The sequence below is a fragment of the Agromyces bracchium genome (genome assembly GCF_009709675.1).
Taxonomy (GTDB): Bacteria; Actinomycetota; Actinomycetes; order Actinomycetales; family Microbacteriaceae; genus Agromyces; species Agromyces bracchium.
This window is the reverse complement of record NZ_WMLB01000019.1, coordinates 136,424-149,590: the sequence shown is the minus strand read 5'-3', so window position 1 is coordinate 149,590 and position 13,167 is coordinate 136,424. Positions and strand designations below refer to the sequence as shown.

General features: G+C 70.7%; 12 protein-coding genes. All 12 read left to right on the top strand.

Annotation, left to right across the window (positions count from 1 at the left end):
- Positions 1–4: 4 nt before the first annotated feature.
- The 12 genes from murC (at position 5) to nrdR (ending at position 13,155) form a co-directional block, all read left to right on the top strand.
- Positions 5–1,411, top strand: a complete 1,407-nt coding sequence (gene murC, locus GJ743_RS07975) for a UDP-N-acetylmuramate--L-alanine ligase (RefSeq protein ID WP_328288940.1) — start codon at positions 5–7, stop codon at positions 1,409–1,411.
- Positions 1,412–1,559: 148 nt separating this feature from the next.
- The gene (locus tag GJ743_RS20160) at positions 1,560–2,477 is read left to right on the top strand and encodes an FtsQ-type POTRA domain-containing protein (protein ID WP_155051350.1); all 918 of its coding nucleotides are present in this window, start codon (positions 1,560–1,562) and stop codon (positions 2,475–2,477) included.
- A 149-nt stretch (positions 2,478–2,626) separates the two neighbouring features.
- On the top strand, positions 2,627–3,826 hold the full coding sequence (gene ftsZ / locus GJ743_RS07965) for a cell division protein FtsZ (protein ID WP_155051349.1): 1,200 nt from the start codon (positions 2,627–2,629) through the stop codon (positions 3,824–3,826).
- A gap of 46 nt (positions 3,827–3,872) precedes the next feature.
- Positions 3,873–4,544 (top strand): YggS family pyridoxal phosphate-dependent enzyme, encoded by a 672-nt coding sequence (locus GJ743_RS07960; protein ID WP_328288939.1) that lies wholly within the window; start codon positions 3,873–3,875, stop codon positions 4,542–4,544.
- Positions 4,545–4,580: 36 nt separating this feature from the next.
- The gene (locus GJ743_RS07955) at positions 4,581–5,057 is read left to right on the top strand and encodes a cell division protein SepF (protein WP_155051348.1); all 477 of its coding nucleotides are present in this window, start codon (positions 4,581–4,583) and stop codon (positions 5,055–5,057) included.
- A 10-nt stretch (positions 5,058–5,067) separates the two neighbouring features.
- Entirely contained in the window at positions 5,068–5,385 is a 318-nt protein-coding gene (locus tag GJ743_RS07950; RefSeq protein WP_328288938.1) for a YggT family protein, read from the top strand.
- 114 nt (positions 5,386–5,499) lie between these two features.
- Positions 5,500–6,168: a DivIVA domain-containing protein gene (locus tag GJ743_RS07945; RefSeq protein ID WP_155051347.1), complete on the top strand. Its 669-nt coding sequence runs from the start codon at positions 5,500–5,502 to the stop codon at positions 6,166–6,168.
- Positions 6,158–6,763 carry a signal peptidase II gene (lspA, locus tag GJ743_RS07940; protein WP_230386637.1) on the top strand — a complete coding sequence of 202 codons (606 nt, stop codon included), beginning with the start codon at positions 6,158–6,160 and terminating at the stop codon, positions 6,761–6,763. The genes GJ743_RS07945 and lspA overlap by 11 nt, the downstream gene beginning before the upstream one ends.
- Position 6,764: 1 nt before the next feature.
- Positions 6,765–7,685: an RluA family pseudouridine synthase gene (locus GJ743_RS07935; RefSeq protein WP_328288937.1), complete on the top strand. Its 921-nt coding sequence runs from the start codon at positions 6,765–6,767 to the stop codon at positions 7,683–7,685.
- Positions 7,686–7,764: 79 nt separating this feature from the next.
- Positions 7,765–11,295, top strand: a complete 3,531-nt coding sequence (dnaE, locus tag GJ743_RS07930) for a DNA polymerase III subunit alpha (RefSeq protein ID WP_155051345.1) — start codon at positions 7,765–7,767, stop codon at positions 11,293–11,295.
- A gap of 48 nt (positions 11,296–11,343) precedes the next feature.
- Positions 11,344–12,657 carry a histidinol dehydrogenase gene (gene hisD, locus GJ743_RS07925; RefSeq protein ID WP_155051344.1) on the top strand — a complete coding sequence of 438 codons (1,314 nt, stop codon included), beginning with the start codon at positions 11,344–11,346 and terminating at the stop codon, positions 12,655–12,657.
- A 24-nt stretch (positions 12,658–12,681) separates the two neighbouring features.
- On the top strand, positions 12,682–13,155 hold the full coding sequence (nrdR, locus tag GJ743_RS07920) for a transcriptional regulator NrdR (protein WP_155051343.1): 474 nt from the start codon (positions 12,682–12,684) through the stop codon (positions 13,153–13,155).
- Positions 13,156–13,167 lie beyond the last annotated feature (12 nt).

Sequence of the window (13,167 nt, the reverse complement as noted above, 5' to 3'; positions counted from 1 at the left end):
CACCGTGACGATCAAGCCCGACCCCTCCATCGCGATCCCCGCCGACCTCGGCGCCGTGCACTTCGTCGGCATCGGCGGTTCGGGCATGAGCGGCATCGCGCGGCTCGCGCTCGGCGCCGGCCACCGCGTGACCGGCTCCGACGTCCGGGACTCGGCGAACGTCGCGGCCCTCCGCGACCTCGGCGCGACGATCGCGATCGGCCACGCCGCCGAGAACCTGCCCGACGACGTCGACACGGTCGTCGTGACGGGGGCGCTCTGGCAGGACAACCCGGAGTACCAGCTCGCGCTGTCACGGGGCCTGCCGGTGCTGCATCGCTCGCAGGCGCTGGCCTCCGTGATCTCCGGGCAGCGGCTCGTCTCGGTGGCGGGCGCGCACGGCAAGACCACGTCGACGGGCATGATCATCACCGGGCTGCTCGCGCTCGGCGAGGACCCGAGCTTCGTCAACGGCGGCGTCATCGAGGAGCTCGGCGTGAGCGCGGCATCCGGCTCGGGGGAGCTGTTCGTCGTCGAGGCCGACGAGTCGGACGGTTCCTTCCTCCTCTACGACACGTCGGTGGCGCTCATCACCAACGTCGACCCCGACCACCTCGACCACTACGGCTCGCTCGACGCGTTCGAGCAGGCGTTCGTCGACTTCGCCGACCGCGCGAACGAGTTCGTCGTCATCTCCTCCGACGACGCGGGAGCGACGCGCGTTCGGGAGCGGCTCTCGCACGAGCGCGTGCTCACGTTCGGCGAGGCGGCGGATGCCACGGTCCGAGTGCGCTCGATCGAGACCGACGGGCCCGTGTCGTTCGCCGTCGACCACGAGGGTGTCACGTACCGGGCGCGGCTTCGGATCCCGGGCCGGCACAACGCGATCAACGCGGCGGGCGCGTTCGCCGTGCTCGTCGGCCTGGGCTTCGACCCGGCCGCGTCGCTCGAGGGGATCTCCCGCTTCGCCGGCACCGGTCGGCGGTTCGAGCTGCACGGCGTGGTCGACGGGGTCAGCGTGTACGACGACTACGCCCACCACCCGACCGAGGTCGCCGCGGCGCTCTCCGCCGCGCGCACGGTGGTCGGCGACGGTCGCATCATCGCCGTCCACCAACCGCACCTGTACAGCCGCACGCGGCTGTTCGCGAAGGAGTTCGCCGAGGTCCTCGAGCAGTACGCGGACGAGACCGTCGTGCTCGACGTGTACGGTGCGCGCGAGGATCCCGAACCCGGCGTCACGGGCGCGCTGGTGAGCGAGCGCTTCGAGCATCCCGATCGCGTCGCGTTCATCGCCGACTGGCAGCAGGCCGCCGACCACACCGCGCGCATCGCGCGTCCCGGCGACTTCGTGATCACGCTCGGCTGCGGTGACGTGTACCGGATCGTGCCCCAGCTCCTCGGTTCGCTCGAACGCGAGCGGGACGCCTGATCGGGGTCCGGTGAAGCGGCCGCAGGGATTCGACGGAGCACGACCCGCTCGAAGCGGGTCCGCGCCGTCCGGTCCGACGGCGACCCGCGGTTCCGGCTCCACGGCCGTGGCGACGGGAACCCCGCAGGGCGGGCCGGAGCCGGACCCGGTGCCGAAGCGGAGCTCGGCCGACCCGGACCCGAACGCGACGGAGCCCATCGCGCTCCCCGTCGGCGGTCCGGTCGGGACGGCGACGAAGCGCGCCGCCCGGGGGCGACCCTCAGGGCGCGGTGCGGATGCCGCCGGAGCCTCCCGCCGCGACGATCACGCCGCGCGTCGCGAGCTCGCCGCCGCCGAGCGGGCCCGACGCAGGTACGAGCGGCAGGAGGTCCGGCGATTCACCAGGCGGAGCCGACTCCGTCGCGCGACCTGGATCACCGTCGTCTCCGCGGTCGTCGCCATCGGGATCGCGGCGGTCGCGGTCGCGTACTCGCCGCTCATGGCCCTGCGGGAGGTGCGGGTCGAAGGGACGAGCCGGATCGCGGCGGCGGAGGTCAGGGCCGCGTTCGACGATCGCGTCGGCACGCCACTGCCGCTCATCGCGCCGGACGAGGTCCAGCGCGCGCTCTCGGAGTTCCCGCTCATCGAGACGTACACGACCGAGACGGTGCCGCCGGGCACGCTCGTCGTGCGGATCGTCGAGCGCACACCGGTCGGGGTGCTCGACACGTCGTCCGGCCTGATGGCGGTGGATGCCGCGGGCGTGGTGGTGGAGCGGGTGGACGAGGTTCCGGAGGCGCTTCCGCTGATCGAGGTCGAGGGCGGCATCGACGACGCGGCGTTCCGAGCGGCCGGCCGAGTGCTCCGGAGCCTTCCGGCGGAGCTGCGCGCGGAGGTCGCGTCGGTGACGGCGGAGTCCGCGGACGACGTCCGGTTCGTGCTGGACGCGGGGTCGAGCGTCGTCTGGGGGAGTGCGGAGGATGCCGCGCTGAAGACGACCGTCCTCCGCGACCTCATGGCGGCGGTGCCGCCCGACCAGGTCTCCCGCTACGACGTCTCCGCGCCGCTCAGCCCGGTCACCGGCTGAGACGCGGCGGTCGGGATCGCGACACGCCGCGCGTGCCGAGCGAGCGGCCGCGTGCGGCCCCCTACCTTCGATTCAGGAATTGCATACTCGGCAAAACTTTAACCTTCGAGTAGAGGTTCAGGGTTCAGAGTTCGCAGAGAGGGCCGGACATGTCGACAAACCAGAACTACCTCGCCGTCATCAAGGTCGTCGGCATCGGCGGTGGCGGCGTCAACGCTGTCAACCGCATGATCGAGCTCGGCCTGCGCGGCGTCGAGTTCATCGCGATCAACACCGACGCCCAGGCACTGCTCATGTCCGACGCCGACGTCAAGCTCGACGTCGGCCGGGACCTGACGCGAGGGCTCGGCGCGGGCGCCGATCCCGAGGTCGGACGCCGCGCCGCGGAAGACCACGCGGAGGAGATCGAGGAGGCGCTCGCCGGCGCCGACATGGTCTTCGTGACCGCCGGCGAGGGAGGCGGCACCGGCACGGGCGGCGCTCCGGTCGTGGCGCGCATCGCCAAGTCGATCGGTGCGCTGACCATCGGCGTGGTGACCAAGCCGTTCAGCTTCGAGGGCAAGCGCCGGCAGACCCAGGCCGAGCAGGGCGTCGCTCGACTGAAGGAGGAGGTCGACACCCTCATCGTCGTGCCGAACGACCGCCTGCTCGAGATCAGCGATCGCGGGATCTCGATGCTCGAGGCGTTCGCCACCGCCGACCAGGTGCTCCTCGCCGGTGTGCAGGGCATCACCGACCTCATCACGACGCCCGGCCTCATCAACCTCGACTTCGCCGACGTGAAGTCCGTCATGCAGGGGGCCGGCTCGGCGCTCATGGGGATCGGATCGTCGCGGGGCGCCGACCGGGCGATCAAGGCCGCCGAACTCGCGGTCGCGAGTCCGCTGCTCGAAGCCTCGATCGACGGCGCGCACGGCGTGCTGCTCTCGATCCAGGGCGGGTCGAACCTCGGCATCTTCGAGATCAACGACGCGGCGAGGCTCGTCCAGGAGGCCGTGCACCCCGAGGCGAACATCATCTTCGGTGCGGTCATCGACGACACCCTCGGCGACGAGGTCCGCGTGACGGTCATCGCCGCCGGCTTCGACGGCGGCGACCCGACCCCGAGGCCCGCGGAGGTCCGCCAGCCGAGCGCGGTTCCCGCGGCGGTCGGCGCGGCAGCGGGCGGCGGCGCCGGTGCTGGCCTGCTCGGCGGGGACGCGGTCGAGGGCATCACCGAGATAGACATCGAGGAGCTCGTCGAGACCGCCAACTGGGGCGAGGCGAGCGCCACGGCCGACCAGATCGTCTCCGATCCGGCGTTCGGCGACGATTCCGACGACCTCGACATCCCCGACTTCCTGAAGTGATCGCTCGCGCGCCGAGGCGCCGCCCGGAGGTCCCGGGCGGCGCCTCGTGAGCGGGCTCGCCGAACGACTCGAGGCCGTCCGGTCCGGCGTCGCCGACGCGGCGCGCGAGGCCGGTCGCGATCCGGGCGAGGTCACCACGATCGTCGTGACGAAGTTCCACCCGGAATCGCTCATCCGCGAACTCGCGCGCCTCGGGGTGCGCGACATCGGCGAGAACCGCCACCAGGAGGCACAGGCCAAGGCTCGTGCGCTCGCCGACCTCGACCTGCGCTGGCACTTCGTCGGGCAGCTGCAGAGCAAGAAGGCGCGACAGGTGCGCGCCTACGCCTCGGTGATCCACTCCGTCGACCGCGATTCGCTCGTGGACGCACTGCGATCGGACGAGTCGACGGTGGACGGCTTCATCCAGGTCAACCTGACCGAGAATCCCGAGCGCGGAGGTGTCGCGCCCGAGGCGCTCGAGCCGATGGTCGAGCGCGTCCTCGCGACGCCCGGGATCCGGCTGCTCGGCCTGATGGCGGTCGCGCCGCTCGACGAGCCGGCGCGGGCCGCCTTCGCCCGCGTGCGGGCCCTGTCCGAACGGGTGGGAGCGATCGCTCCCGCGGCGACCGCGTTGTCCATGGGCATGTCCCATGACTATCGCGACGCGATCCTGGAGGGTGCGACACACCTTCGGATCGGCACGGCAATCACGGGGAACCGGCCGACCGGAGGCTAGCCTCGGAATCACGGAACCACCCTGACGGAGGCAGCGATGTCGAACCCGCTCAAGAAGACCATGGTCTACCTGGGACTCGCCGACGAAGAGCTCGAGCCGGAGTCACCCACGGCCGCCGCGTCGCCGGCGCCGGTCGTGCACGCCGCGCCCGCGCCGGCACCCAAGGGGGGCGCCGCCGTCACCCCCCTCCGAAAGCACCACGTGCAACCGACACCACCGCAGGCGGAGATGAACGAGATCCTCACGGTGCACCCGCGCCAGTACCGAGACGCCCAGGTGATCGCCGAGTCCTTCCGCGAGGGCGTGCCGGTCATCATCAACCTGTCCCAGATGTCCGACGCCGACGCGCGTCGCCTCATCGACTTCGCGAGCGGGCTCTCGCAGGGGCTCCACGGCAAGATCGAGCGCGTGACGAGCAAGGTGTTCCTGCTCTCGCCGGCGCACGTCGTCGTGTCGGGCGAGGCGGGCGAGGGGGAGGCCGACGTGGATTCCTCCTTCTTCTCGCACGCGTAGACTCCCGGACGTGAGCGCACTCGCTGTCGTCTGGAACCTCGTCTACACGCTCCTCCTCATCTACTTCTTCGTGATGTGGGCGCGGTTCGTCCTCGACCTCGTGCGGACGTTCAATCGTTCATGGCGCCCGCGCGGGTTCGTGCTGGTGCTCGTCGAGGCCGTCTACACCGTGACCGATCCGCTGGTGCGGTTCTTCCGACGGCTCATCCCGCCGATCCGCCTCGGACAGGTCGCGCTCGACCTCGGCTGGAGCGTCGCCATGCTCGTGGTCATCATCGCGATGACCGTCGTGTCGTGGCTCGCTGCGGGCGCCGCGGCGGCCGCCTGAGCCGATCGCGATCGGGGCGCGCCGTCCAGCCGACGCTCTGCATCAGCGAGGCGGTCTTTGCTACCGTTAGCAGAACGTGATCGAACAGTTCGACAGATTTGAGGGTGGGAAGCCATGGCGCTAACTCCGGAAGATGTGGTCAACAAGCGCTTCCAGGCGACGAAGTTCCGGGAGGGCTACGACCAGGACGAAGTCGACGACTTCCTCGACGAGGTGGTCGTCGAACTGCGCCGCCTGAACCAGGAGAACGAGGAGCTCCGTCAGCGCCTCGCCGCCGCCGAGTCGCGGTCCGCCGAGGGTGCCGGAGCCCCCGCTGCCGCGCCCGCTCCGGCCCAGACGTACGCCGAGCCGGCGGCTGCCGCCCCGACCGTCGCGGTGCCGACCCAGACCGCGGTCCCGCAGTCCGAGATCGACGAGCAGACGAGCACCACGAACCTCCTGCAGCTGGCGCGTCGCCTCCACGAGGAGCACGTGCGCGAGGGCGTCGAGAAGCGCGACGCGCTGATCGCCGAGGGCCACGCCACCGCCGCCCGCATCGTCGCCGAGGCCGAGGCCAAGCAGCGCGCCCAGATGGGCATCCTCGACCAGGAACGCGTCGCGCTCGAGAAGCGCGTCGACGAGCTCCGCGTCTTCGAGCGCGACTACCGCGCCAAGCTGAAGAGCTACATCGAGGGCCAGCTGCGCGATCTCGACACGGCGCAGCCGGTGCAGGTCGGCAGCGGCTACGCCCCGACGACGTCGGGCGAGCAGCCCGCGCCGACCTTCCAGGGCTTTGGAGGCTGAGCGCAGGGCCAGGCTCGGCGTCACCGCACTGCTGGTCCTGGTCGGCGTCGCGATCACGGTCTACGCCGTCGACCAGGTCAGCAAGTACTTCGTCGTCACGACCCTCGCCGAGGGCGAGACCGTCCAGGTGCTCGGCGACCTGCTGCACTGGCAGTTCGTCCGGAACCCGGGTGCGGCGTTCTCGTTCGCGAGCGGCATGACGTGGGTGTTCACGATCCTCGCGGCGGGCGTGATCACGTTCATCATCTGGTTCGCCCGCCGCATCCGCTCGATCGCGTGGGCACTCGTGTTCGGGCTCCTGCTCGGCGGCGTGCTCGGCAACCTGACCGACCGCCTCTTCCGCGAGCCGGGCTTCGGCATCGGGCACGTGATCGACTTCATCTCGACCCCGTGGATGCTGCCGGCGATCTACAACGTCGCCGACATCGCCATCGTCTCGAGCATGATCCTGTTCATGATCCTCACGATCCGGGGCATCGGACTGGACGGCTCGCGCCCGGTCCGCGACGGCGACGGGGCGGATGCCGCGGCACCCGAGTCCGGCCGCGAGGCGCGCGGCGGCGGCGCGCCGGCCGAGCTCGCCCGCGAGTCCTGAGGTGGAGCACCGCGCACTGCCCGTCCCGGACGGGCTCGACGGCGTCCGCGTGGACGCGGGGATCGCGAAGCTCCTCGGCTTCTCCCGCACCCAGGCCGCCGAGTTCGCCGAAGCGGGCGGGGTGAGCCTCGACGGCCGAACGGTCGACAAGTCCGACCGGCTCCGCGCCGGCGCCTGGCTCGAGGTGAGCTGGGCTCCGCCTCGCACGCTCGAGGTCGAACCCATCCCGGTGCCCGACCTCGGGATCGTGCACGACGACGAGCACATCGTCGTCGTCGACAAGCCCGCCGGCGTGGCCGCGCACCCGTCGCTGGGCTGGGAGGGCCCGACCGTGGTCGGAGCGCTCGCGGCATCCGGCTACCGCATCTCGACGTCCGGAGCGCCGGAGCGACAGGGCGTCGTGCACCGGCTGGACGCAGGCACGAGCGGGCTCATGGTCGTGGCCAAGTCCGAGACGGCGTACACGGCGCTGAAGCGCGCGTTCCACGACCGCGAGGTCGAGAAGGTCTACCACGCGGTCGTGCAGGGGCTGCCCGATCCGCTCGCGGGCACGATCGACGCGCCCGTCGGCCGCCACCCGCGTTCGGAGTGGAAGTTCGCCGTCACCGCCGACGGCAAGCACGCCGTGACCCACTACGAGACGATCGAGGCGTTCCCGTACGCCTCGCTCCTCGAGATCCACCTCGAGACCGGCCGGACGCACCAGATCCGCGTGCACATGTCCGCCCAGCGGCATCCGTGCGCGGGCGATGCGATGTACGGCGCCGACCCGACGCTGAGCGCCCGCCTCGGGCTGACGAGGCAGTGGCTGCACGCGCGCCAGCTGTCGTTCGTCCACCCGGGCACGGGGGAGTGGTCGACCTACGAGTCGGCCTACCCGGCCGACCTCCAGCACGCGCTCGACGTGCTCTCCGGCGACTGAAACGCCCGCCGCCACCTCCTCCCACGGCGGTGGTCGCCAATAGACTGCAAGCACCCCAGCCCCGCTCGCTGCACCACCGATGAGGAGCCCTGTGGCCGCCGATTCCTTCGTCCACCTGCACGTCCACTCCGAGTACTCGATGCTCGACGGGGCGGCCCGGGTCGGCGAACTGATGAAGGCCGCCGCGGCCGAGGGCATGCCGGCGGTCGCGATGACCGACCACGGCAACGTGTTCGGCGCGTACGACTTCTGGAAGCAGGCGACGGATGCGGGCGTGAAGCCCATCATCGGCACCGAGGCCTACCTCACGCCGGGCACCCACCGGAGCGACAAGACCCGCGTGCGCTGGGGCAACGGCGGCGGTGACGACGTGTCCGGCTCGGGCGCGTACACGCACATGACGCTGCTCTCCGAGACAACGGAGGGCATGCACAACCTCTTCCGTCTGTCGAGCCGCGCCTCGATCGAGGGCTACTACTTCAAGCCCCGCATGGACCGCGAGCTGCTCCAGACGTACTCGAATGGCCTCATCGCCACCACCGGGTGCCCGTCGGGCGAGGTGCAGACGCGCCTGCGGCTCGGGCAGTACGACGAGGCGGTGCAGGCCGCCGCCGAGTTCCGCGACATCTTCGGCAGGGAGAACTTCTTCGCCGAGATCATGGACCACGGACTCGGCATCGAGAAGCGGATCATGGACGACCTGCTCCGGCTCGCCAAGGAGCTCGACCTGCCGCTCGTCGCCACGAACGACCTCCACTACACGCACGCGCACGACGCCAAGAGCCACGCGGCGCTGCTCTGCGTGCAGTCGGGCTCGACGCTCGACGACCCGAACCGGTTCAAGTTCGACGCCGACGAGTTCTACCTGAAGTCCGCGGCCGAGATGCGGCACCTGTTCCGCGACCACCCCGAGGCGTGCGACAACACGCTGCTCATCGCCGAGCGCTGCGACGTGCAGTTCAACACGAGCGCGAACTACATGCCGCGCTACCCAGTGCCCGCCGGCGAGGACGAGCAGAGCTGGTTCGTCAAGGAGGTCGAGAAGGGCCTGCACGACCGCTACCCGGGCGGCATCCCCGACGAGGTGCGGAAGCAGGCCGACTACGAGGTCGGCGTCATCTCCCAGATGGGCTTCCCGGGCTACTTCCTCGTGGTCGCCGACTTCATCAACTGGTCGAAGGACAACGGCATCCGCGTGGGCCCGGGCCGTGGCTCGGGCGCGGGTTCGATGGCGGCGTACGCGATGAAGATCACCGACCTCGATCCGCTCCAGCACGGGCTCATCTTCGAGCGGTTCCTGAACCCCGACCGCGTCTCGATGCCCGACTTCGACGTCGACTTCGACGAGCGTCGCCGCGGCGAGGTCATCAAGTACGTCACCGAGAAGTACGGCGACGAGCGCGTCGCCCAGATCGTCACGTACGGCACGATCAAGGCCAAGCAGGCGCTGAAGGACTCCTCGCGCGTGCTCGGCTTCCCGTTCGGCATGGGCGAGAAGCTCACCAAGGCGATGCCGCCCGCGGTCATGGGCAAGGACATCCCGCTCTCGGGCATCCTCGACAGGGACCACCCGCGCTACAAGGAGGCCGGAGACATCCGTGCCCTCATCGAGACGGACGCCGAGGCGAAGACCGTCTTCGAGACGGCCCTCGGGCTCGAGAACCTCAAGCGCCAGTGGGGCGTGCACGCCGCAGGCGTCATCATGTCGAGCGAGCCGCTCATCGACATCATCCCGATCATGAAGCGGGAACAGGACGGCCAGATCGTCACGCAGTTCGACTACCCCGCGTGCGAGTCGCTCGGCCTCATCAAGATGGACTTCCTGGGCCTCAGGAACCTCACGATCATCGACGACGCGCTCGACAACATCGAGGCGAACCGGGGCTTCCGTCCGGTGCTCGAAGACCTGGCGCTCGACGACCCCGAGGCGTATGCGCTCCTCTCCCGGGGCGACACGCTCGGCGTCTTCCAGCTCGACGGCGGCCCGATGCGCTCGCTGCTGCGGCAGATGAAGCCCGACAACTTCGAGGACATCTCGGCCGTCATCGCGCTCTACCGCCCGGGCCCGATGGGTGCGAACTCGCACACGAACTACGCGCTCCGCAAGAACGGGCTGCAGGAGATCACGCCGATCCACCCCGAGTTCGAGGAGTCGCTGAAGGACATCCTCGACACCAGCTACGGCCTCATCATCTACCAGGAGCAGGTCATGGCGATCGCGCAGCGCGTCGCGGGCTTCTCACTGGGCCAGGCCGACATCCTGCGTCGCGCGATGGGCAAGAAGAAGAAGTCGGAGCTCGACAAGCAGTACGAGGGCTTCTCGGGTGGAATGAAGGCCAACGGCTACTCGGATGCCGCGATCCAGAAGCTCTGGGAGATCCTGCTCCCGTTCTCCGACTACGCGTTCAACAAGGCGCACTCGGCGGCCTACGGCGTGCTCAGCTACTGGACGGCCTACCTCAAGGCGCACTATCCGGCCGAGTACATGGCGGCCCTCCTCACGAGCGTCGGCGACGCGCGCGACAAGCTCGCGCTCTACCTCAACGAGTGCCGGCGCATGGGCATCAAGGTCCTCCCGCCCGATGTGAACGAGTCGATCGGGTTCTTCGCCGCCGTCGGCGACGACATCCGCTTCGGACTCGGCGCGGTCCGCAACGTCGGCTTCAACGTGGTCGATGCGATCCGCGCGGCCCGCGACGCGAAGGGCGCCTTCGAGAGCTTCCACGACTTCCTGAAGAAGGTGCCGACGCAGGTCGCGAACAAGCGCACGGTCGAGTCCCTCGTGAAGGCCGGTGCCTTCGACTCGCTCGGGCACACGCGTCGCGCGCTCGTCGAGATCCACGAGGGCGCGGTCGAGGCCGCGGTCAAGGAGAAGCGCGCCGAGGAGAACGGCGACGTCGGGTTCGACTTCGACAGCCTGTTCGAGGACCACGAGAAGGAGGCCGCGCCCTCGCCCGTGCCCGATCGGCCGGAGTGGGCCAAGCGCGACAAGCTCGCGTTCGAGCGGGAGATGCTCGGGCTGTACGTGTCCGATCACCCGCTCGCCGGCCTCGAGGCGACGCTCGCGAAGCACGCCTCGACGACGATCACCGACCTGATGAGCTCGGATGCCACGCAGGACGGCGACGTCGCCACGATCGCCGGTCTCGTCACGAGCGTCCAGCACCGGGTGGCCCGCCAATCCGGCAACCAGTACGGCATGATCCAGGTCGAGGACTTCTCGGGCGAGATCACCGTCATGTTCATGGGCAAGGCGTACCAGGAGTTCGCACCGGCGCTGAAGGGCGACTCGATCGTCGTCGTCCGCGGTCGGGTCAGCATGCGCGACGACGGCATGAACCTGCACGCCTACAGCGTGTTCGAGCCCGAGGTCGGCACCGACGACGGCTCCGGGCCGGTCGTGATCTCGCTGCCCGACGTGCGGGCGACCACCGACACGATCACGGCGCTCGGCGATGTGCTCATCCGCCACCGCGGCGACACCGAGGTGCGGTTGAAGCTCACGAAGGGCCGGACCGCGCGCGTGTTCGAACTGCCGTACCCGGTCGCGGTGAGCGCCGACTTCTACGGCGAGCTGAAGAGCCTGCTCGGGCCGAACTGCCTCACGTGACGTCGCTCCCAGCGACCCCGCCGCCCGGCTCGCTAGGCTGAGCGGGCCATGCTACGCACGATCGACCTCCGCGGCACCCGTCCGACCCCGTCCGAACTGCTCGCGCTCGTCCCGCGCGCGGCGACCGATGTCGCCGCCGCGCTCGAGCCCGCCCGGGCACTCATCGACGACGTGCGCGCACGGGGGCAGGCGGCGCTGCTCGACCAGGCCGAGCGGTTCGACCACGTGCGGCCGCCGGCCGTGCGCGTCGCGCACGGCGAACTCGCGGCCGCGCGCGATGCGCTGCGGCCCGACGTGCGTCGCGCCGTCGAGTCCACCATCGAGCGCGTGCGCGCCGCGAGCGCCGCGCAGGTTCCCGCCCCCGAGCGCACGGTGCTCGCATCGGGCGCCGTGGTCGAGCAGCGGTGGCAGCCGGTCGGCCGCGTGGGGCTCTACGTCCCCGGCGGCAAGGCCGTCTACCCGTCGAGCGTCGTGATGAACGTCGTGCCCGCCCAGGTCGCGGGCGTGCGCTCGATCGCCCTCGCCTCGCCCGCCCAGGCGGCCCACGGCGGGCGGATCCACCCGACGATCGCGGGGGTCGCCGGTCTCCTCGGCATCGACGAGGTGTACGCGATGGGCGGCGCGGGCGCCATCGGCGCGTTCGCCCACGGCGTGCCCGACCTCGGCCTCGAGCCCGTGCAGCGGGTCACCGGACCGGGCAACGTCTTCGTCGCGGCCGCGAAGCGCGTCGTGCAGGGCGTCACGGGCATCGACGCCGAGGCCGGACCGACCGACATCCTCGTGATCGCCGACGAGGCGGCCGACGCCGACTTCGTGGCATCCGACCTCGTCAGCCAGGCCGAGCACGACGAACTCGCCGCCGCCGTGCTCGTGACGGACTCGGTCGAGTTCGCCGAGCGCGTCGCCGAACGACTCGTCGTCCGCGCGACCGAGACCCGTCACTCCGCGCGGATCCGCGCCGCGCTCGAGGGCGTGCAGTCGGCGGTCGTGCTCGTCGACGACCTCGTGCAGGCGGCCGACTTCGCGAACGCGTTCGGCGCCGAGCACCTCGAGATCCAGGTTCGCGACGCCGACGCCGTGCTCGCCCGCATCGAGAACGCGGGGGCGATCTTCATCGGCCCGTACTCGCCGGTCAGCCTCGGCGACTACGCGGCGGGTTCGAACCACGTCCTGCCGACGGGCGGTCAGTCGCGGTACGCCGCAGGGCTCTCGGCGGCGACGTTCCTGCGCCCGCAGCAGGTGGTCCGGTACGACGAGGCCGCGTTGCGCGCGGTCGCACCCGTCATCGCGACGCTGTCCGAGGAGGAGGACCTCCCGGCGCACGGCGAGGCGGTCACCGCCCGCTTCGGCGAGCGCCGCTGATCCCGACGCTACGCTGGGAGCACCATGTACTGCCCGTTCTGCCGCCACCCGGATTCGCGCGTCATCGACTCCCGCACGAGCGACGACGGACTCTCCATCCGCCGCCGTCGCCAGTGCCCCGAGTGCGGTCGTCGTTTCTCGACGACCGAGACCGCGAGCCTCGCGGTCATCAAGCGATCGGGCGTGATCGAGCCGTTCAGCCGCGAGAAGGTCGTGCTGGGCGTCAAGAAGGCCTGCCAGGGGCGGCCCGTGACCGATTCCGACCTCGCGGTGCTCGCGCAGAAGGTCGAGGAGACCATCCGGTCGACGGGCGCCTCGCAGATCGAGGCGAACGACATCGGCCTGGCCATCCTGCCGCCGCTCCGCGAACTCGACGAGGTCGCCTACCTGCGCTTCGCGAGCGTGTACCAGGCGTTCGAGTCGCTCGACGACTTCGAGACGGCGATCGAGGCGCTCCGCGAGGAGCACGGCCGGCTCCCGGCCAGGCCGGCCGAGTGACGGGCGTCGGGC

Excerpts from the sequence above, each read along its gene's own strand:
- hisD (WP_155051344.1), top strand. The coding sequence starts at position 11,344 with ATGCTACGCACGATCGACCTCCGCGGCACCCGTCCGACCCCGTCCGAA.
- GJ743_RS07945 (WP_155051347.1), top strand. The coding sequence starts at position 5,500 with ATGGCGCTAACTCCGGAAGATGTGGTCAACAAGCGCTTCCAGGCGACG.
- nrdR (WP_155051343.1), top strand. The coding sequence starts at position 12,682 with ATGTACTGCCCGTTCTGCCGCCACCCGGATTCGCGCGTCATCGACTCC.
- dnaE (WP_155051345.1), top strand. The coding sequence starts at position 7,765 with ATGAGGAGCCCTGTGGCCGCCGATTCCTTCGTCCACCTGCACGTCCAC.
- GJ743_RS07955 (WP_155051348.1), top strand. The coding sequence starts at position 4,581 with ATGTCGAACCCGCTCAAGAAGACCATGGTCTACCTGGGACTCGCCGAC.
- ftsZ (WP_155051349.1), top strand. The coding sequence starts at position 2,627 with ATGTCGACAAACCAGAACTACCTCGCCGTCATCAAGGTCGTCGGCATC.